This is a genomic window from Stutzerimonas stutzeri (genome assembly GCF_024448695.1).
GTDB classification, from domain to species: domain Bacteria; phylum Pseudomonadota; class Gammaproteobacteria; order Pseudomonadales; family Pseudomonadaceae; genus Stutzerimonas; species Stutzerimonas stutzeri_T.
In genome coordinates, this window is the sequence record NZ_JAMOHY010000009.1 from 75,166 (window position 1) to 93,462 (window position 18,297).

Here is an 18,297-nt window from a genome sequence, read left to right on the forward strand (position 1 = left end):
TATGCATCACTATTAATTCGCCTACTTACGAAGCGCTGGTAAACTTCGCGCCGCATTTTGCGCCCGGACCCCCATTACACCCTCTCGCAACCGGGTTACCGAACAGAGGAAAAACTCCCGCATGACCGATTCACAGAACACAGGGGCCGCTCGTGCGGCATTCATCGGCCTGCTGCTGGGGCCATTGATCCTGCTGCTATGCCTGCTCACTTCCCCGCCTGCCGGGCTTTCCGAAATAGCCTGGCTGACAGTCGGCATGGCCGGTCTGATGGCGGTCTGGTGGGCCACCGAGGCCATCCCGATTCCGGCCACCTCGCTGCTGCCCATTCTGCTGATCCCCCTGCTGGGTATCGATACGCTCGCCAAGGCGACCGCGCCCTATGCCAACCCGACGATCTTCCTGTTCTTCGGCGGTTTCCTGCTGGGCCTGGCCATGCAGCGCTGGAACCTGCACAAGCGCATCGCCCTGGCGACGCTGCTGGCTGTCGGCAACGCGCCCAGCAAGCAAATTGCCGGCTTCATGATCGCTACGGCATTCATCAGCATGTGGGTGAGCAACACCGCGACCAGCATCATGATGCTGCCCATCGGCATCTCCGTGATCGCCCTGCTCGTCGAAGGCAGCGAAGAGAAAGAGGGCGCCCGCTTTGCCACTGCTCTGTTGCTGGGCATCGCCTACTCTGCCAGCGTCGGCGGCATCGCAACCCTGATCGGTACACCGCCCAACGCCCTGCTCGCTGCCTTCCTGCGTGACAACTACGACGTACACATCGGCTTCGGGCAGTGGATGCTACTGGGGGTTCCGGTCAGCGTCGGCATGCTGCTGTTTATCTGGTGGTGGCTGACCCTTGGCGGCTTCAAACTATCCGGCGGAGACAGCCGTACCATGCTGGAGCAGGAAATGACCGCGCTCGGCCCCATGTCCAAGGCCGAGAAAATGGTCGCCGTGGTATTCAGCCTGGCCGCGGCAGCATGGATCTTCCAGCCGTTTCTGGCGCAACACATCAATGGCGTCAACGACACCAGCATTGCCATCGCGGCGGCGCTGAGCCTGTTCCTCATCCCCGTGGACATGCAGAAACAGGTGTTCCTGATGAACTGGGAAACCGCCAACAAGGTCCCGTGGGGCGTGCTGCTGCTGTTCGGCGGCGGCCTGTCGCTGGCCGGCGTGATCGGCGCATCCGGGCTCGCCCAGTGGATTGCCCAGAACCTGCAGGGCTTCGGTACGCTGCCGTTGATCCTGATGATCGGCCTGGTGGCATTGGTGATCACCTTCCTCACCGAGATCACCTCCAATACGGCCACCGCCGCCGCCTTCCTGCCGCTGCTCGGCGCTCTGGCCGTGGCTCAGGGCCTGCCGCCGGAAATGCTCGCCATCCCGGCTGCCATCGCCGCCAGCTGCGCCTTCATGATGCCGGTGGCGACTCCACCGAACGCCATCGTGTTCGGCACCGGGCAGATGCGCATCCAGTCGATGATCAGGGCCGGCTTCGCCCTGAACATCTTTGGCGTGATCCTGGTAACTGTCCTTTGCTACCTGATGGTCGGCTGGCTCTGGGCCAACTGACTCAGTCTCTGCGGGGTCTGCTGGCTCCGCAGACGTTCGGCGGCATCGCGCAATAATTGCTCGGTGCCGCTCCAGCCCAGGCAGCCATCGGTGATGGAAACGCCGTAGCGCAGCTCACCACCCAGCGGCTGACAGCCGTCGAACAGGTGGCTTTCAAGCATCACCCCGCGCAGGCTGCTGTCGCCTGCCAATCGCTGCTCGATGACTTCATGCAATACCTGCGGCTGGCGCAGCGGATTCTTGCCGCTGTTGGCATGACTGCAGTCGATCATGATCCGTGCAGTGATGCCCTGCTTTTCCAACGCGGCACGAGCGGCTGCAACGCTTGCAGCATCATGGTTCGGCCCAGCGTGCCCACCGCGTAGCACCAGATGCGTATCGGAATTGCCCGCTGTTTCCAGCAATGCAGGATGGCCCAGGTCGTCGATACCGAAATGCCGGTGCGGATGCGCCGCCGAACGCATCGCATCGCAGGCAATGCCCAGGCCGCCATCCGTACCGTTCTTGAAGCCCACCGGCAGTTCCAGTCCGCTGACCATCTCGCGATGAATTTGCGATTCGCTGGTACGCGCACCAATGGCCGCCCAGCCGAGCAGATCGTCGAAGTAGCCTGTCGCCAACGGCTGCAGCAGTTCGCTGGCGATGGGCAGGCCGGTATCGAGAATATCCAGCATAAGCCGACGCGACAGGCGCAGCCCTTCTGCCATGTCGCCGCTGCCGTCCAGCTGCGGATCATAGAGCAGCCCTTTCCAGCCGACCGTGGTGCGCGGCTTTTCAACATAGGTACGCATCACCAGCAGCAACTGGTCCTCGACCTGCGGTACGAGTGCGGCCAGGCGCTGGGCGTATTCCAGCGCGCAAACCGGGTCATGCAGGGAACAGGGACCGACCACCACCAACAGCCGTGGGTCATGGCCATCGAGCACGTCGCGGATGGCGTTGCGGTCAGCATGGATACGTTCGGCGAGCGTGGCACTCAGCGGCAGGCGCTGGCGCAGCAAGGCGGGGCTGGGCAATGGCTGCGCACTGCGGCGAGCCGCGATGGAAAAGGTGGCCGATACTTCGGCGCGGTCAAGCTGGACAGTGGTGTTCTGGGTAGTGGCGGGAGCATTCATGATCTGGCGGTTCCTTCGGCCATCGCGGGCAATCCCGCGACGGCGCTAATCGTGTGTTCGTTCAGGCGGTGTCGGGGCGGCAGTGAAGCGGCTAAATCGCCAGTCGTAGCGGTAATAACGGTCGGTGCGGTAATAGGTGGTCATGTTGTATTCCTCGTGATGCAGATTTTCTGGCCAAAAAAACAAAAACCCCGGTCGGGTGGCCGACCGGGGTTTGAAAAAACGTTTGGTGGCGACCCTGCTTGCTAGGGCGCCTGTGGGGTATCAGACGCGCCTGCGGCTAAACCAATACCCAAAGTAATAACCATCAGCCGCGACCACCTGGCCACGCAACGGCACGGCGCTCAGGGCGCCGCGGTTGGCAATGGACTGGGAAGCGAGACTGAAGGACATGCTGTTCTCCGAAAGATGTGCCGAACCATACTCCAGCGCGGCGGCGGGTTGCAACCCGCTCTACAGGCTCATCACATCCACAAAGCGCGGCGTAGCGTCGTTGTCGATACGCAGGCTCTTGAAGTCGAACAGGTTACGGTCAGCCAGTTGTGAGGGCACCACGTGCTGCAAGGCGCGGAACATGATCTCGGTGCGACCCGGTGATTTGCGCTCCCATTCGCGAAGCATGTCCTTGACCACCTGGCGCTGCAGGTTCTCCTGCGAACCGCAGAGGTTGCAGGGGATGATCGGGAATTCCTTCAGCTGCGAATAGGCCTCGATATCGACCTCGCTGCAATAGGCCAGCGGACGAATCACCACGTTGCGACCGTCATCGGAGAGCAGCTTGGGCGGCATGGCCTTGAGCGTGCCGCCGTAAAACATGTTGAGGAAGAAGGTTTCCAGGATGTCATCACGATGATGACCGAGGGCCATCTTGGTCGCACCGATCTCGTCGGCGAAGGTATAGAGCGTGCCGCGGCGCAGGCGCGAGCACAGCGAGCAGGTGGTCTTGCCCTCGGGGATCTTCTCCTTGACCACCGAGTAGGTGTCCTTCTCGACGATGTGGTACTCGACACCCAGGCTCTTGAGATACTCGGGCAGCACATGCTCGGGAAAGCCCGGCTGTTTCTGATCCATGTTCACCGCGACGATCTCGAACCGGATGGGCGCGACCTTCTGCAGGTACAGCAGGATGTCGAGCATGGTGTAGCTGTCCTTGCCGCCGGACAGGCAGACCATCACTTTGTCGCCCTCCTCGATCATGTTGAAGTCGGTGACCGCTTCGCCGGCCAGGCGGCGCAGGCGCTTCTGCAGTTTGTTCTGGTTGACCGAGAGGTTGCCCATGTCTGGTGTCCGGTTGAAATACGAAAGGCGCACATTTTACGCGCAAAGCGCGCATCGCCCCAGTCCATCCTTGCTAGGCTTGCCGCATGAACAACGAACTCGCACCCGAGATGGATCTGGCCGAGCAGATTTTCGTACTGCTGCGCGAGCAACCGGAGGGTTGCAGCGAATACCAGCTGATCCAACAGCTCAAGGCCCGTCACAGCACACACATTCCGCACCTGCCGCTGTTCGACAAGCTGGTGCTGTTTCGCACCCATTTCCTGGTGTTCAACGCGCTCTATCGGTTGCGTGACCACCTCTGGCAGCAGACCAGCCACAGCCTGCAGATATCTCCCCTGTGCATCCAGTTGCAGCCCTATGTCGCGGCAGCCGACGCGGTCTGCGAGCCTGACCCGCTGCGGGCGTACTACCTTGACATGAATCATCTGCGCGACACCGATGAAGAGGAAGTGGAACGTCTGCTGGCCAGCTTCTGGTCGCGCATGCGTGGCGATCATCAGGGCGAAGCCCGCGAGGCCTGGACTCCCGACCAGAAGCGTGCGGCGCTGGAGTTGTTCGATCTGCAGCAGGAAGACGATTCATCACTGACGCTGAACGCCATCAAGCGACGCTATCGCCAGTTGGTCAGCATTCATCACCCCGACCGTGGCGGCAGCACGACGCGAATCCAGTCAATCAACCTGGCGATGGAAATATTGCAGCGCTATTACCGCTGACCGGATAGCTCCCAAATGCTCTAACCAGCCCGGCACAGCAGGCGATACCGCTCCTATACTGCGTCATAAGGTCGCACGCCATCACGCTGGCGCAAGCCAGGCGAAGCGACTCTCCAAAATCGAGGAGACGCAGGCATGATCAATCACGTTTGGGGACTGTTCGCTCATCCCAGCCAGGAATGGCAGGAAATAACCGGAGAAGAACGCGGCGTTGGACGCCTGCACCTCTGGGAAGTACTGGTACTGGCTGCGATTCCGCCCATTGCCGCCTTCATCGGTACTACCCGATTCGGCTGGAGTATCGGCGGCGGAGAACCCGTGATGCTCACCGAAGCCAGCGCGCTGCAACTCACCGTGCTGTCCTACCTGGCGATGCTGGCCGGCGTCGCGGTCATGGGGGCCTTCATTCACTGGATGTCGCGCACCTACGATGCCAGTCCGACGCTTACCCAATGCATCATGTTTGCCGCCTATACGGCAACGCCGCTGTTTATCGGGGGGCTGGCCGCGATTTATCCGGTGCTCTGGCTGGGCATGCTCGTCGGCACGGCGGCGATCTGCTACACGGCTTACCTGCTCTATGTCGGCCTGCCGACATTCATGAACATCCCTTCGGACGAAGGCTTCCTGTTCTCCAGCTCGGTACTGGCCGTAGGACTTGTGGTGCTGGTGGCGATCATCGCGCTGTCGGTGATCATGTGGGGGATGGGTGTGGGACCGGTCTACGTTCGCTAACCGGTAGTAGACAGGAGGGCCGCCATCAGGCGGCCCTTTTCATTTGCGGTATATCCCGACGCTGGGGAAACCCTTGGTCCATCTGCCGTTCTAAAGCGTAACGCCAGCCAGGGCGTCACGCCGTGGCAAAGCCACCCGAGGCAGATGGAGACTCCCATGATCCCCCATTTTTTGACCCTGATGACCCGCCCCGACCAGGCCTGGACCGACATCCGTCGAGACGAGGAACGCAACAGCTCCAACTACCTCCTGCACCTTTTCCTCTGGGCATTGCTGCCGGCGATCTGCATGTTCATTGGTACTCGCTACGTGGGCTGGAGTCTGGTGGAGGACGAGCGAGTCTGGCTCGACACCCGAAGCGCCGTTCAACTCAGCGTGTTGATCTACCTCACGATTATTCTCGGCACCTTCATCATGGGGTTCTTCCTGCGCTGGATGTCGCGCAGCTTCGAGGCTCGCCCTACCCTCAACCAATGCGTGGGTTTCATTGCCTACATCATCACGCCCTTCTTCCTGGCCGGACTCGGCGCGCTCTATCCAAGCCGCTGGATCGCCATCACGGTGCTGGTTGCCGCGGGTGCGTATTCCACGTATCTGCTGTTCGTCGGCCTGCCGACCTTCATGCGCATCGACAACCGCAATACCTTTCTCTACGGCGCCAGCACCTGGGCCGTCGGGCTGCTGGTGCTGGTGAATCTGAAAGTACCTATGATCCTGTTCTGGATGATGGCGCTGCAGCCGACCTACCAACGCGACACCGTGCAGAGCCAGAGCCATGGCTTTGAGGAAAACCGCCCGCAGGAAGCACCGGGAGGCCTGGACAACGAGCGCCGCTTCAACGAACGCCCGAACGAGTGAACACCACCCTGACGAACACCTCGACCCAAGCTTTGGCATAATGCGGCGCTCTGCAACTGGAGTGCCCGATGCCCGAGCGACTCAATGCCCGTGTCGAAGCCTGCTACCTACTGGCTGAGGCCTTCTTCAAGCAACGCTTCAAGCGGCCCGAAGTGAGCCTCAAGCTGCGTGGGCAGAAAGCAGGCGTGGCACATCTCGACCAGAACCTGCTGCGCTTCAACGATCAGCTCTACCGGGCGAACACGGAGCACTTTCTGCAGCAGACCGTGGCCCACGAGGTCGCCCATCTCGTAGCGCATCAACTCTACGGTGGCCGAATCCGCCCGCACGGCGAAGAGTGGCAACTGATCATGCGCGGCGTCTACGAACTGATGCCTGACCGCTGTCACAGCTACGAAGTCGCCCGTCGCCAGGCCAGCCGCTATATCTATCGCTGTGCATGTCCCGAGCGGGATTTCCCCTTCACCGGCCAACGCCATGCGCTGGTGCGCAAGGGCCGCCGCTACTTCTGCCGCAACTGCCGCGCCACGCTGGTGTTCAGCGGCCAGCAGCGGATGGAGTAAATCGCGTTACAGGCGGCGTACTCGCCAGGCAGCCAGCACGAACAATGCCGCCAACACCGCCATGAGCGGCAGCCAACCCGCATGCTCCCAGACATAACCTGCCGCATAACCCACCACACTGGAGCCCAGATAGTACGCGCACAGGTACAGTGCGGAAGCCTGAGCCTTGGCGCCTTTGGCATGCTGGCCAACCTGCCCGCTGGCCACCGCATGCGCGGCGAAGAAGCCCAGAGTAAACAGCGCCAGCCCGGCGATGATGGCGACCAACCAGGGCATCGAGCATAGCGCCACACCGAGCAGCATCAGCCCGATCCCACCCTGCATCACTGCTTTGGCGCCGAAGCGAGGCACCAGTCGCCCAGCCCATCCGGCGCTGAAAATCCCCGCCAGATAAACGGTGAACAGCAAACCGATCACCGTGGACGACAAGCCAAAGGGCGCGCCCGCCAGACGAAAGCCGATGTAGTTGAACAGCGCAACGAAACCACCCATCAACAGGAAAGCCTGCAAGAACAGATTGCGCAGTACAGGGTTGCCCAGATGCTGTCGGAAATTCTGCAGCAGCCCACCCAGCGACAGCGTCTGAGCCTTGAAGTGGCGCGACGGTGGCAACAGCCAGACGAACAATCCCAGCGCCAGCAGACCCAACCCGGCAATACCGCCAAGCGCCATTTGCCAGCCGCCCATGTCACTTAGCAGGCCGGACAGCAATCGGCCCAGCAACCCTCCCAGTGCCGTGCCGCCGATATACAGCCCCATCGCAGCCGGGAGCGACTCGGGGTCGAACTCCTCACCCACGTAGGCCATGGCCAGCGCAGGCAGACCGCTGAGCGCCAGCCCCAGCAATGCCCGCAGAACCAGCAGCAGATTCCAGGACTCAACCAGCACGCAGGCAAGGCCCAGCAGACTGGCCAACGCCAGTGCTGCGACCATCACCGGCTTGCGACCCCAGCTTTCGGCAAGCGCCCCGGACACCAGCAGGCAGACCGCAAGCGACAGCGTGGTCAGGGACAACGCCAGACTGCTGCTGGCCGCCGACACGGAAAAATGCGATGCCAGCAGCGGCAATAGCGGCTGCACGCAATACAGCATGGCAAAGGTGGCGAAGCCGGCACAGAACAGCGCCAGCGTGGCGCGGCGATAAGCGCTTGTGCCGCGCTTCAAATGGGTGAAGGTAGTGCTGTCGGCAAGCATGAAATGGCCCCGAAATGCGACCTAAGGGTCTCGGAAATGCGTATGGGTTTTCGCTGCGAATCGCGACGAAAGATCAATAGACTGCAAGGATACTCCTGTGAGTTGGCAATTTCGCCACCTTGACGTCCTGCTCTGGATTCCGCCTGCGCCCATTCGCCCCTTCACAGGCGCTAACACCGACGGAACACCAGCCCCCTGACCGGGTCAATCAAACTGAAACATTAAAATGCCTATAAACCAACAACATCAGCCACTTAGCTGTAAATGGCTTTGCCTAACCCGCCAGCACTACCTAGACTCCCCGTACAACAGCAAAACAACAAGGTGAACGCAGTGCCCAACTCCACCGATGCGCCTTCCAGCAAAAGCCAGGAAACCCGCCTTTTCCTGTTCCTTTTGGTTTTCCTGTTTCCGCTGCTGAGCATTGCACTGGTCGGCGGCTACGGCTTCATCGTCTGGATCAGCCAGCTGACCTTTCTCGGCCCACCCGGCCCACTGAACTGACTTCGACCTGCTCGAACGCGACGCGAACGCCATTTGCCGTAATTAGGCGGAGCCTGACAACCAAAATGAATAATGAAGCCCTGCATATTGCGAGCCTGCTGGTGCATTGCCGGCCTGAACTCCTTGACGCTGTAAAACGAAACCTGGCGCTGCTGCCCGGACTTGAATTGCATCAGGAAAGCGCTGCGGGAAAAGTCGTCGTGGTCCTTGAAGCCGAGCATGAAAGCCGGATTCTGGGCACCATCGACCACATCCAGCAACTGCCCGGCGTACTCAACGCTGCCCTGATCTACCACGAACTCCTCACTCTCGAAGGAGAAGCCTGAATGAGCCTTACCCGTCGTCAATTCGCCAAGGCCAACGCCGCCGCTATCGCAGCCACCGTAGCCGGCATTCCCATCGCCACCAGCGCCACCAACCTGATTACCGACCCACAGGCCACCAACCTCAAGTGGCACAAGGCGCCCTGCCGCTTCTGCGGCACGGGCTGCGGCGTCATGGTCGCCACCAGCGGTGATCGCGTCGTCGCCACCCACGGCGACGTGAAAGCCGAGGTCAACCGTGGCATCAACTGCGTCAAGGGCTACTTCCTGTCGAAGATCATGTACGGCACTGACCGCCTGACGCAGCCGCTGCTGCGCATGAAGGACGGCAAGTTCGACAAGCAGGGCGAATTCCAGCCGGTGAGCTGGGAGCAGGCCTTCGACATCATGGAAGAAAAATACAAGGCGGCGCTCAAGGAGAGCGGTCCCAGTGCGGTGGGCATGTTCGGCTCCGGCCAGTGGACCATCTGGGAAGGCTACGCGGCCAACAAGCTGATGAAGGCCGGCTTCCGCTCCAACAACCTGGACCCCAACGCGCGCCACTGCATGGCCTCGGCGGCGGTCGGCTTCATGCGCACCTTTGGCATGGACGAACCCATGGGCTGCTACGACGACATCGAAGCCGCCGACGCCTTTGTGCTCTGGGGCTCGAACATGGCCGAGATGCACCCGGTGCTCTGGACCCGCGTCACCGACCGCCGCCTGACTGCACCGCACGTCAAGGTCGCCGTCATGTCGACATTCGAGCACCGCAGCTACGAACTCGCCGATATCCCGATGACGTTCAAGCCGCAAACCGACCTGGTGATCCTCAACTACATCGCCAACCACATCATCCAGAGTGGCGCGGTCAACCAGGACTTCATCAAGAACCACACCCGCTTCGCCAAGGGCGCTACGAACATCGGCTACGGCCTGCGCCCGACCGATCCGCTCGAACTGAAGGCGGAAAACGCCGCGGTGGCGGGCAGCTGGACCGACATCAGCTTCGAGGACTATGCCGAGTTCCTCAAGCCCTACACCCTGGAGCATGCTGCCGAGGAATCGGGCGTGCCTGCCGAACGCCTCAAGGCACTGGCCGAGCTGTATGCCGACCCGAAGGTCAAGGTGATGTCCTTCTGGACCATGGGTTTCAACCAGCACACCCGCGGTGTCTGGGCGAACAACATGATTTACAACATCCACCTGCTCACCGGAAAAATCAGCGAACCGGGCAACAGCCCCTTCTCGCTCACCGGCCAACCTTCGGCGTGCGGCACCGCGCGGGAAGTAGGCACCTTCTCCCATCGTCTGCCGGCGGACATGGTGGTGAACAATCCCAAGCACCGCGCCATCACCGAGAAGATCTGGAAATTGCCTGAAGGCACCATTCAGGAAAAACCAGGCTTCCACGCCGTGCAGCAAAGCCGTGAACTGAAAGATGGCGGCCTCAAGGTCTATTGGACCCAGGTCACCAACAACATGCAGGCCGGCCCCAACGTGATGAAGGAAATCCTGCCGGGCTGGCGCAACCCGGAAACGTTCATCATCGTTTCCGACGTCTACCCGACGGTTTCCGCCCAGGCCGCCGACCTGATCCTGCCCGCAGCCATGTGGGTGGAAAAGGAAGGCGCCTACGGCAACGCCGAGCGCCGCACGCACTTCTGGCATCAGCTGGTCAGCCCCCCAGGTGAGGCCCGCTCCGACCTGTGGCAGCTGATGGAATTCTCCAAGCGCTTTACCACCGACGAAGTCTGGCCTGCCGAACTGCTGGCCAAAAAGCCGGAGCTCAAGGGCAAGACCCTGTTCGAGGTGCTGTTCAAGAACGGCCAGGTCGATCGCTTCCCCACCTCCGACATCGCCGAAGGCTACCGCAACCAGGAATCCGAGGATTACGGCTTCTACGTGCAAAAAGGGCTGTTCGAGGAGTACGCAGAATTTGGTCGCGGGCATGCCCATGACCTGGCCGACTTCGACGTCTATCACCAGGAGCGCGGCCTGCGCTGGCCTGTGGTCGACGGCAAGGAAACCCTCTGGCGCTACCGCGAGGGTTACGACCCCTACGTGGAAAAAGGCACCGGTGTGCAGTTCTACGGCTACCCGGACAAGAAGGCGATCATCTTCGCCCTGCCCTACGAAGTGCCTGCCGAAGTACCCGATGCCGAATACCCCTTCTGGCTCAGCACCGGGCGCGTGCTGGAGCACTGGCATACCGGCAGCATGACCCAGCGCGTCGACGAGCTGCACCGTGCGGTTCCTGATGCGCTGGTGTACATGCACCCGGACGATGCGCGTGATCTCAATGCGCGGCGTGGCAGCGTCGTCAAGGTCATCAGCCGTCGCGGTGAGATGCAGGCGCGGATCGAAACCCGGGGCCGCAACAAGCCGCCGAAAGGCCTGATCTTCGTGCCCTTCTTCGACGCCAACAAACTGATCAACAAGGTCACCCTCGACGCTACCGACCCGATCTCCAAGCAAACCGACTACAAAAAATGCGCCGTGAAGATCGAAGTGGTCAGCATCGCCTGAGGAGAGCCATCATGAAATTTCGTGTACTGACGTTGACACTCCTCGCCGTGTGCGGCCTGGCCATCGCTGCCGAACCCGACTACCCGCTCGACGCACCCGCGCCAGACGGGCGGCGGGTGGGTGGCAGCATCACCCAGGAATTCACGCCACCGCCCCTGAGGGATGAAGAAAACAAGGACCTCAAACGCGAACGCAACTATCCCGAACAACCACCGACCATCCCGCACGCTATTCGCGGCTACCAGGTCGACACGAACAGCAACCGCTGCCTGACCTGCCACAGCCGCGCCAACAGCGCGCGCACACAGGCGCCCATGATCAGCATTACTCACTTCACCGACCGTGACAGCCAGACGCTCGGAGCGGTCGCCCCGCGCCGGTATTTCTGCACCCAGTGCCATGTGGTGCAGCACGACGTGAAACCGCTGGTGAAGAACGACTTCGAGAACATCGACGAGTTGCTCTATCACGAAAATACCCAGAACCAACAGTGAGGACGCCTGAATGAAGTCGATACTCGCGTTTCTCAAGCGCTACTGGAACGTTCTGCGCCGACCCAGCGTGCACTACAGCCTGGGCGCACTGACGCTTGGCGGATTCATCGCCGGCATCATCTTCTGGGGCGGCTTCAACACCGCCCTGGAGGTCACCAATACCGAGGCCTTCTGCATCTCCTGTCACGAGATGGAAGACAACGTCTATATGGAAATCAAGGACACCATCCACTACACCAACCGCTCAGGCGTTCGGGCCACCTGCCCTGACTGCCATGTACCCCATGAATGGACCGACAAGATCGCCCGCAAGATGCAGGCTTCCAAGGAAGTCTGGGGCAAGATCTTCGGCACCATCAGTACGCGGGAAAAGTTTCTCGGCCTGCGCCGGGAAATGGCCGAACGTGAGTGGCGACGCCTGAAAGCAAACGACTCACTCGAATGCCGCAACTGCCACAATTTCGAGTACATGGACTTTACCCGCCAGGCCACCCGCGCTTCACAGTTTCACTCCACCGCGCTGGCCAATGGTGAAGCCACCTGTATCGACTGCCACAAAGGCATCGCCCACCGGCTGCCGGATATGCACGGCGTACCGGGCTGGTAAGTTATTGATCGATCAAGTTCGGCCCTCCACAACCCGGTGGGCCGAATTTCTTCAGCCTTTGCATGTCGATCCGAATAGCGACCCTCCTCCATCGCTTGTCCTCGCTGTGTTCAAAACAATAAAGGAGAACCCCCGATGCGTTACCGCCTGCTCGGCCTGCTCATGGCCACCAGCTTCGTCGCTCATGCTGAAATCCAGACCCGGGAAATTCCCTATACAGCCGCTGACGGCACCGAAATGGTCGGCTATTACGCCTACGACGATGCCATCGAAGGGCCACGTCCCGGCATCGTGGTGGTACACGAATGGTGGGGCCTGAATGACTACGCCAAGCAGCGCGCCCACAACCTGGCCGAACTGGGATACAGCGCCCTGGCCATAGACATGTACGGTGAAGGCAAAAATACCGATCACCCCAAGGACGCCATGAGCTTCATGCAGGCCGCGCTCGCCGATGCTGACGCCGCCAAGGCCCGCTTCAATGCCGGGGTTGATTTGCTCAAGCAACAGCAGCAGACCGATGCGGCCAAACTCGCCGCAGTTGGCTACTGCTTCGGCGGCAAGGTCGTGCTGGACATGGCGCGTCAGGGTGTACCGCTGGATGGCGTGGTCAGCTTCCACGGTGCCCTCGCCACACAGACCCGTGCCGCGCCCGGCAGCGTCAAGGCCCGCGTGCTGGTCGAACATGGCAGCGCAGACAGCATGATCAGCCTTGAAGACGTCGCCGCCCTGAACGCGGAAATGGTCGCAGCCGGTGCCGACTATCAATTCGTCAGCCAACCCGGCGCCAAACACGGCTTTACCAACCCCGGCGCGGACAAATTCCAGGAAAAAGGCGTCGACGTGGCCTATGACAAGCAGGCGGATGAGCGCTCCTGGGCCAACATGCAACGCTTCCTCGATGAAACCTTCAACAATCTGCGGCCATAAACCACGCACACTTCATTCGCCGGATTCCGCCGTCTTCGAAACCCGGATAACGCCTTCGGAAACCCCTATTACGCCTTCGGCTAATACAGGCTACAAAATATGGGACGCCGTGCAATCTCGTAGGATGGAATCGCCGCCGGCGCTTCCATCATGATGCTTACGCGAGGGCTTGGCGTGGCCGTGCTAGCATTGCCGCCACCGCAACCTTTCCAGTCGAACGCGAGTCATGGCCGAACACGATTTCCGCTACACCCTGCTCAACCCCGCACACACGCTTACCGAATGCCGCGCCCTGGCGCCGGGCCGCTACCAGGTCACGGGTAACGGCGGCTCGATTCGCAGTGGCGATATCCTGATCGTCACCCTCAAGGGCAGCCGCGACCTGTCGCAGCGACTGACCGTGGACAAGGTTCGTCACCTGATCAATCCACCCGGTCAGTGGACGGCCATGGCCAGCGGGCCGGTATTCCGCGAGCTGGCGATACACAACTGGCAAGTCGATTGCGACGGCTGCGGCAAGCAGCTGGATTTCGAATTCGCGGTAGACGCCAAGTCGGGCGAGGCCGCTCGCGCCCCGGCCGCCGAAGCTCGCATTGCCGAACTCGGCTGGACGAACGACGCCGGTCGCCACCTGTGCCCGGCCTGCAAAGGAACCCAGTAATGAAAAAAATCCTGCTGACCACCCTGGCCGCCTTGTTCGTCAGCGGCTGCGCCATCGATTCACAGAAGCTGGAATATGACGTCACCTACATCACCGAGTGGATTGGCGACGAACCCGTGGTGGGCCGAAATCCCGTCTCGCTGACCTTCAGTCAGGACCGCGCCTACGGCAATGCGGGCTGCAACCACTGGTTCGCCAGTTACCAGCTCGACGGCCAGCAGATCCGCTTCAGCCAGATCGGCAGCACCCGCAAAATGTGCGCCGAACACCTCATGAAGCAGGAACAGCACTTCCTTCAGCTACTCTCGCAGATCGAACGCTGGGACATTTCCAACATTGACCAGCTGCGCTTCTGGCCTGCCGAAGGCGCCCCGATTCGGGTCTGGCCAGAACAGAACTGACTGTTCCAAAGGCGCGCATGCCGGGTGGCACTGCACTATCTGCAGGCAAGAAACCACCCACATGCAAACCGTCTGACACTCCTGACCAATAACGTAAGCCGCGCCAGCCCTGGCCTGCGGAGCTGCGAACGGATCATTCCCGAAACTGGCACAAGCGATGCATCGCATCAGGCAACCAGTTTTGGGGACCTCGGTACAGGCAGGCCGAGGCAACCCCTCTTTTATCCCGACGCAAGGGCCGCTCAGCGGCCCTTGGTTTTTCAGCGGACCTATGGCTTACGGCGCTTGCGCACCCAGTCTGCGCCACATGGCACGGGTCAGGCGCTGACGGTTGGCATAACCCTCCCAAGGGTCCTGCTTCAGTCCATCCAGGCGCTGGTATAGATTGCCGACCGTCCATTGCCCGGCGCTGCGCAAGCCATCCAGCTCGTCCCGACCGATGGGCACCGAGACCGGCAGCCCCGGGCGTGCTCGTACCGAGTACGCAGCTACCGTGCTGGCGCCACGCGCGTTGCGCAGGTAATCGATAAATATCTTGCCGATCCGGTTCTTCGGCCCGGACGTCGCGGTGAAGCGCTCCGGCAGCTGCCCGGTCATGAACTGGGCGAGCGCCTTGGTAAAGGCCTTGACCGTGTCCCAGTCAGCGCGCCTCGCTAACGGCACGATGATATGAATGCCCTTGCCGCCGCTGGTCTTGAGGAAACCCTGCAGGCCCAGCTCGTCAAGCACGGTCAGGGTCAGCTGGGTCGCCTCCAGCATGCTGCGCCAGGGCAGCGCCGGGTCCGGATCGAGGTCGAGCACAAAGTGGTCCGGCGTCTCGATGCGCTCGCTGGTGGCTCCCCAGGTGTGGAACTCGATGCAGCCCATCTGCGCGGCGCCGACCAGTGCTTGCAGGCTGTCGATTTCCATCAGCCGCGCATGGCCGGGGTCCAGCTTCGGGTCCAGGTGCTTGATGTTGGGGATCGCCAGGCGCTCGGCGTGCTTCTGAAAGAACTGTTCACCGCCGACGCCTTCCGGCGCCCGCAGCAAGGCTACCGGGCGATTGTTCAAAAACGGCAGCAGCCAGTCGGCAATGGACGCGTAGAACTCGGCCAGCTCCAGCTTGGTGGTGCCGCTCTCGGGATCGATCACCCGCTGCGGATTGCTGATCGTCACACCGGCGACCACAGGCTTGTCGGTCGTTTTCTTGCCCGCCGCCTTGGCGCCACTCTTCCCGGGCGCTGTCACTGAGGCCATGCTGGGTCGCTCGCGGACAATCTGCGTGGCCGGTTTGTCGCTACGCAGGGCGATGAAACTGGCCTGGCGCACGATACCTTCGCGCGTCCATTCGGCGAACTCGACCTCGCCTACCAGCTTAGGCTCCACCCAGCTCACGCCACGCGCCTGAGCCGCAGTCAGCTTGCCCGCTAACGGCGAGTCACCGCGCGCCAGCTTGCGCAAGCGCTGGTGGATATCCTTTAACGCCGCTTCGCCGAAACCCGTCCCGACCCGCCCGGCGTAACGCAGACCATCCTCCCCATTCACCGCCAGCAGCAGCGCGCCAAAGTCGCTGCGGCTACCTTGCGGCCTGGTATGACCGACAATGACGAACTCCTGACGCAGGCGGCACTTGAGCTTGATCCAGTCCGGACTGCGGCGAGGCACATAGAGGCTGCCGGAGCGCTTGCCGATCACCCCTTCCAGCGACATGGCACAGGCGCTTTCGACGATGTCCCTGTGGTTCGCCGTAAATGCTTCCGAGAAACGCAGCGGGCTGTTGCGCGCGCTGCCCAGCAGCGACTTGAGCCGGTCCCGGCGCGTTTCCAGCGGAGTCTGACGCAGGTCTTCACCATTGATAAATGGCGCGTCGAACAGGAAATAGACGAGGTCATGGCTGCGACCGATCTCGAAGGCGTTCTGCAATTGCTGGAAGTCCGGCAGTCCCTCGTCGCTGAGCGCCACCACCTCGCCATCCAGCCAGCTGTCCTGCAGGCCCAGCTTGTCCAGCGCCTTGGCCTGCAGCGGCAAACGCTGGGTCCAGTCGTGGCCATTGCGGGTGAACAGCCGCACTTCGCCGTCCGCAATGCGAGTGAGGATGCGATAGCCGTCCAGCTTCACTTCGTACAGCCAGTCCCCCTCAGGCGGGCGGTCGACCAGTGTTGCCAACTGCGGTGCCAGGCTAGCGGGAAACACCTCGGAGGCGACGGTTGCTGTCTTCGGCCTGTTCGCTGTCTTGCGCTTGGGCGTCTTGCTCGGCCCGCCAAGCAGCGCACCACTGATCACGCTCTGCGGCTGCGCCTCGACGATGTTGTACTCGTTGCTGGGTCGGGCGATATCGTCGCGTTCCTTGATCAGCAACCACTGCTGCTTGTCGCTGCTACCGGGCAGGCGAGTCCGCACCAGCGTCCAATCGCCCGCCAGCTTCTCGCCGATCAGGGTGAACTTGAGCTTGCCCGCCGCATAGCCCGCCGCCGGGTCGCCCTGCGGCTGCCAGATGCCCTGATCCCAGACGATCACGTCTCCGGCACCGTAGCTGCCCTCGGGGATGCTGCCCTCGAAGCCGGCGTAATCCAGCGGGTGATCTTCGACGTGCACGGCCAGGCGCTTGTCGCGCGGGTCCAGGCTCGGACCCTTGGGTACCGCCCAGCTCTTCAGCGTGCCGTCCAGCTCCAGACGGAAGTCGTAATGCAGTCGCCGGGCATCATGCTTCTGCACCACGAAGCGCAGCGCGCCGGCCTTGCTGCGCCGCTTGCCGGGCCGTTCGGGCGGCTCGCTGGTGCGTTCGAAATTGCGCTTTCGGTTGTATTCGCTCTGCACCCTGGCCATGGTCACGCTCCCGGATTATTTGCGTGCAGTCTTGGCCGGCTTGCGAGGAGCAGAACCCTTACCCGCAGGCTTCTTCGGCTTGGCCTCGGGCTTGCCTGCGAGGCTGCGCTTGAGCAGTTCGGTGAGATCGATGACATCGGCGCTGCGCCGCTCCTCCTCGCCTTCGACCCGCTCCACTTCTTCGATCTTGCCGGCCTTGGCCTTCTGCTCCACCAGCTCGAGGATGCGCGCCTGAAAACTGTCCTGGTAATCCTCGGGCCGCCATTCGTCGCTCATATCCTTGATCAGGCGCTTGGCCATATCCAGCTCGCTCTTGGCCAACTTGGGTTCAGTCACCGCTGGCCCCAGCTCCAGCGAATCCAGGCCGCGCACGTCGCTGGGCCAGCGCAGCATCACCAGCACCAGTGCCGAACCCAGCGGGAACAGCGCCGCCAGGTGCTGACGGGTGCGCAACACCACATGGGCCAGAGCAACCTTGTCCGTGCCGTTCAGCGCCTCGCGCAATAGCGCGTAAACCTTCTCGCCCCGGTTGTCGGGAGTCAGGTAATACGGCGTGTCTATGTTCTGCAAGGGTATCTGCTGGCTGTCGACGAAGGCGAAGATATCGATTGTCTGGGTCGATTCCGGGTGGGCCGCACGAATCTCTTCCTCGCTGAGCACCACATAGCGGCCCTTCTCGTAGGCAACACCCTTGACGATATTTTCCTTGTCGACTTCCTTGCCGGTGATCTTGTTCACCCGCTTGTAGCCGACCGGCTCCATGCTGCGCTTGTCCAGCCAGTCGAAATCCACACCCTGGGATGAGGTGGCAGAAACCAGCGCGACCGGAATATGGACCAGACCGAAACTGATGGCGCCTTTCCAGATGGCTCGGGGCATGGGGGGCGACTCCTGAGGTTACGCAGGCGTCGCTCTGGTGGAAAAACTGCAACGCCCGCTCAAGCAGTCGACCATGGGTGGGCGAGAAAGGTTTTATTGAGGGGCTGATCGGTATGGCGCAGAGGAGGTTTTGTCTGGCCACTCGCGCAGCCGAAC

18 protein-coding genes are annotated in these 18,297 nt (G+C 61.7%); 13 read left to right on the forward strand and 5 right to left on the reverse strand.

Annotation, left to right across the window (positions count from 1 at the left end; all coding sequences use genetic code 11):
* Window positions 1-121: 121 nt before the first annotated feature.
* Complete coding sequence (locus NAV32_RS09595) at window positions 122-1,567, forward strand: SLC13 family permease (protein ID WP_256052569.1); 1,446 nt, start codon at window positions 122-124, stop codon at window positions 1,565-1,567.
* Here the strand turns inward: NAV32_RS09595 and NAV32_RS09600 are convergent.
* Both NAV32_RS09600 and ttcA read right to left on the reverse strand, forming a co-directional pair.
* Complete coding sequence (locus NAV32_RS09600) at window positions 1,534-2,682, reverse strand: 3-deoxy-7-phosphoheptulonate synthase (protein WP_256052570.1); 1,149 nt, start codon at window positions 2,680-2,682, stop codon at window positions 1,534-1,536. The genes NAV32_RS09595 and NAV32_RS09600 overlap by 34 nt on opposite strands.
* A gap of 453 nt (window positions 2,683-3,135) precedes the next feature.
* Window positions 3,136-3,960, reverse strand: a complete 825-nt coding sequence (gene ttcA / locus NAV32_RS09605; protein WP_256052571.1) for a tRNA 2-thiocytidine(32) synthetase TtcA — start codon at window positions 3,958-3,960, stop codon at window positions 3,136-3,138.
* An 86-nt stretch (window positions 3,961-4,046) separates the two neighbouring features.
* On the opposite strand from ttcA, the gene NAV32_RS09610 reads away from it, so the two are divergent.
* From NAV32_RS09610 to NAV32_RS09625, 4 genes are all read left to right on the forward strand, one after another.
* Window positions 4,047-4,679, forward strand: coding sequence for a DNA-J related domain-containing protein (locus NAV32_RS09610; protein ID WP_256052572.1), 633 nt, complete (start codon window positions 4,047-4,049; stop codon window positions 4,677-4,679).
* A gap of 135 nt (window positions 4,680-4,814) precedes the next feature.
* A complete protein-coding gene (locus NAV32_RS09615; RefSeq protein ID WP_256052573.1) occupies window positions 4,815-5,414 on the forward strand; it encodes a Yip1 family protein in 600 nt (199 codons plus the stop codon).
* Between the two features lie 156 nt (window positions 5,415-5,570).
* On the forward strand, window positions 5,571-6,272 hold the full coding sequence (locus NAV32_RS09620; protein ID WP_256052574.1) for a Yip1 family protein: 702 nt from the start codon (window positions 5,571-5,573) through the stop codon (window positions 6,270-6,272).
* A 68-nt stretch (window positions 6,273-6,340) separates the two neighbouring features.
* Entirely contained in the window at window positions 6,341-6,835 is a 495-nt protein-coding gene (locus NAV32_RS09625; RefSeq protein ID WP_256052575.1) for a SprT family zinc-dependent metalloprotease, read from the forward strand.
* A gap of 6 nt (window positions 6,836-6,841) precedes the next feature.
* Here NAV32_RS09625 and NAV32_RS09630 read toward each other — a convergent pair whose 3' ends face one another.
* Window positions 6,842-8,029 (reverse strand): MFS transporter, encoded by a 1,188-nt coding sequence (locus NAV32_RS09630; protein WP_256052576.1) that lies wholly within the window; start codon window positions 8,027-8,029, stop codon window positions 6,842-6,844.
* A gap of 333 nt (window positions 8,030-8,362) precedes the next feature.
* On the opposite strand from NAV32_RS09630, the gene NAV32_RS09635 reads away from it, so the two are divergent.
* The 8 genes from NAV32_RS09635 (at window position 8,363) to NAV32_RS09670 (ending at window position 14,457) form a co-directional block, all read left to right on the forward strand.
* Window positions 8,363-8,533 (forward strand): periplasmic nitrate reductase, NapE protein, encoded by a 171-nt coding sequence (locus NAV32_RS09635; RefSeq protein WP_256052577.1) that lies wholly within the window; start codon window positions 8,363-8,365, stop codon window positions 8,531-8,533.
* Window positions 8,534-8,598: 65 nt separating this feature from the next.
* Window positions 8,599-8,859: a chaperone NapD gene (locus tag NAV32_RS09640; RefSeq protein ID WP_256052578.1), complete on the forward strand. Its 261-nt coding sequence runs from the start codon at window positions 8,599-8,601 to the stop codon at window positions 8,857-8,859.
* Window positions 8,860-11,364: a nitrate reductase catalytic subunit NapA gene (gene napA / locus NAV32_RS09645; RefSeq protein WP_256052579.1), complete on the forward strand. Its 2,505-nt coding sequence runs from the start codon at window positions 8,860-8,862 to the stop codon at window positions 11,362-11,364.
* 11 nt (window positions 11,365-11,375) lie between these two features.
* Window positions 11,376-11,858 (forward strand): nitrate reductase cytochrome c-type subunit, encoded by a 483-nt coding sequence (locus NAV32_RS09650; RefSeq protein WP_256052580.1) that lies wholly within the window; start codon window positions 11,376-11,378, stop codon window positions 11,856-11,858.
* Window positions 11,859-11,868: 10 nt separating this feature from the next.
* The gene (locus tag NAV32_RS09655; protein WP_256052581.1) at window positions 11,869-12,465 is read left to right on the forward strand and encodes a cytochrome c3 family protein; all 597 of its coding nucleotides are present in this window, start codon (window positions 11,869-11,871) and stop codon (window positions 12,463-12,465) included.
* A gap of 135 nt (window positions 12,466-12,600) precedes the next feature.
* Window positions 12,601-13,395, forward strand: a complete 795-nt coding sequence (locus NAV32_RS09660; RefSeq protein WP_256052582.1) for a dienelactone hydrolase family protein — start codon at window positions 12,601-12,603, stop codon at window positions 13,393-13,395.
* Window positions 13,396-13,621: 226 nt separating this feature from the next.
* On the forward strand, window positions 13,622-14,056 hold the full coding sequence (locus NAV32_RS09665; protein ID WP_256052583.1) for a hypothetical protein: 435 nt from the start codon (window positions 13,622-13,624) through the stop codon (window positions 14,054-14,056).
* Window positions 14,056-14,457, forward strand: a complete 402-nt coding sequence (locus NAV32_RS09670) for an META domain-containing protein (RefSeq protein WP_256052584.1) — start codon at window positions 14,056-14,058, stop codon at window positions 14,455-14,457. The genes NAV32_RS09665 and NAV32_RS09670 overlap by 1 nt, the downstream gene beginning before the upstream one ends.
* A 276-nt stretch (window positions 14,458-14,733) precedes the next feature.
* Here NAV32_RS09670 and ligD read toward each other — a convergent pair whose 3' ends face one another.
* Window positions 14,734-17,262 carry a DNA ligase D gene (ligD, locus tag NAV32_RS09675; protein ID WP_256052585.1) on the reverse strand — a complete coding sequence of 843 codons (2,529 nt, stop codon included), beginning with the start codon at window positions 17,260-17,262 and terminating at the stop codon, window positions 14,734-14,736.
* A 15-nt stretch (window positions 17,263-17,277) separates the two neighbouring features.
* Window positions 17,278-18,141 (reverse strand): Ku protein, encoded by an 864-nt coding sequence (locus NAV32_RS09680; protein ID WP_256052586.1) that lies wholly within the window; start codon window positions 18,139-18,141, stop codon window positions 17,278-17,280.
* Window positions 18,142-18,297 lie beyond the last annotated feature (156 nt).

What these genes read in the sequence shown, in the direction of transcription:
- NAV32_RS09595 (WP_256052569.1), top strand. Translation starts at nt 122, where the DNA reads ATGACCGATTCACAGAACACAGGGGCCGCTCGTGCGGCATTCATCGGC.
- NAV32_RS09600 (WP_256052570.1), bottom strand. Translation starts at nt 2,682, where the DNA reads ATGAATGCTCCCGCCACTACCCAGAACACCACTGTCCAGCTTGACCGC.
- ttcA (WP_256052571.1), bottom strand. Translation starts at nt 3,960, where the DNA reads ATGGGCAACCTCTCGGTCAACCAGAACAAACTGCAGAAGCGCCTGCGC.
- NAV32_RS09610 (WP_256052572.1), top strand. Translation starts at nt 4,047, where the DNA reads ATGAACAACGAACTCGCACCCGAGATGGATCTGGCCGAGCAGATTTTC.
- NAV32_RS09615 (WP_256052573.1), top strand. Translation starts at nt 4,815, where the DNA reads ATGATCAATCACGTTTGGGGACTGTTCGCTCATCCCAGCCAGGAATGG.
- NAV32_RS09620 (WP_256052574.1), top strand. Translation starts at nt 5,571, where the DNA reads ATGATCCCCCATTTTTTGACCCTGATGACCCGCCCCGACCAGGCCTGG.
- NAV32_RS09625 (WP_256052575.1), top strand. Translation starts at nt 6,341, where the DNA reads ATGCCCGAGCGACTCAATGCCCGTGTCGAAGCCTGCTACCTACTGGCT.
- NAV32_RS09630 (WP_256052576.1), bottom strand. Translation starts at nt 8,029, where the DNA reads ATGCTTGCCGACAGCACTACCTTCACCCATTTGAAGCGCGGCACAAGC.
- NAV32_RS09640 (WP_256052578.1), top strand. Translation starts at nt 8,599, where the DNA reads ATGAATAATGAAGCCCTGCATATTGCGAGCCTGCTGGTGCATTGCCGG.
- napA (WP_256052579.1), top strand. Translation starts at nt 8,860, where the DNA reads ATGAGCCTTACCCGTCGTCAATTCGCCAAGGCCAACGCCGCCGCTATC.
- NAV32_RS09650 (WP_256052580.1), top strand. Translation starts at nt 11,376, where the DNA reads ATGAAATTTCGTGTACTGACGTTGACACTCCTCGCCGTGTGCGGCCTG.
- NAV32_RS09655 (WP_256052581.1), top strand. Translation starts at nt 11,869, where the DNA reads ATGAAGTCGATACTCGCGTTTCTCAAGCGCTACTGGAACGTTCTGCGC.
- NAV32_RS09660 (WP_256052582.1), top strand. Translation starts at nt 12,601, where the DNA reads ATGCGTTACCGCCTGCTCGGCCTGCTCATGGCCACCAGCTTCGTCGCT.
- NAV32_RS09665 (WP_256052583.1), top strand. Translation starts at nt 13,622, where the DNA reads ATGGCCGAACACGATTTCCGCTACACCCTGCTCAACCCCGCACACACG.
- NAV32_RS09670 (WP_256052584.1), top strand. Translation starts at nt 14,056, where the DNA reads ATGAAAAAAATCCTGCTGACCACCCTGGCCGCCTTGTTCGTCAGCGGC.
- ligD (WP_256052585.1), bottom strand. Translation starts at nt 17,262, where the DNA reads ATGGCCAGGGTGCAGAGCGAATACAACCGAAAGCGCAATTTCGAACGC.
- NAV32_RS09680 (WP_256052586.1), bottom strand. Translation starts at nt 18,141, where the DNA reads ATGCCCCGAGCCATCTGGAAAGGCGCCATCAGTTTCGGTCTGGTCCAT.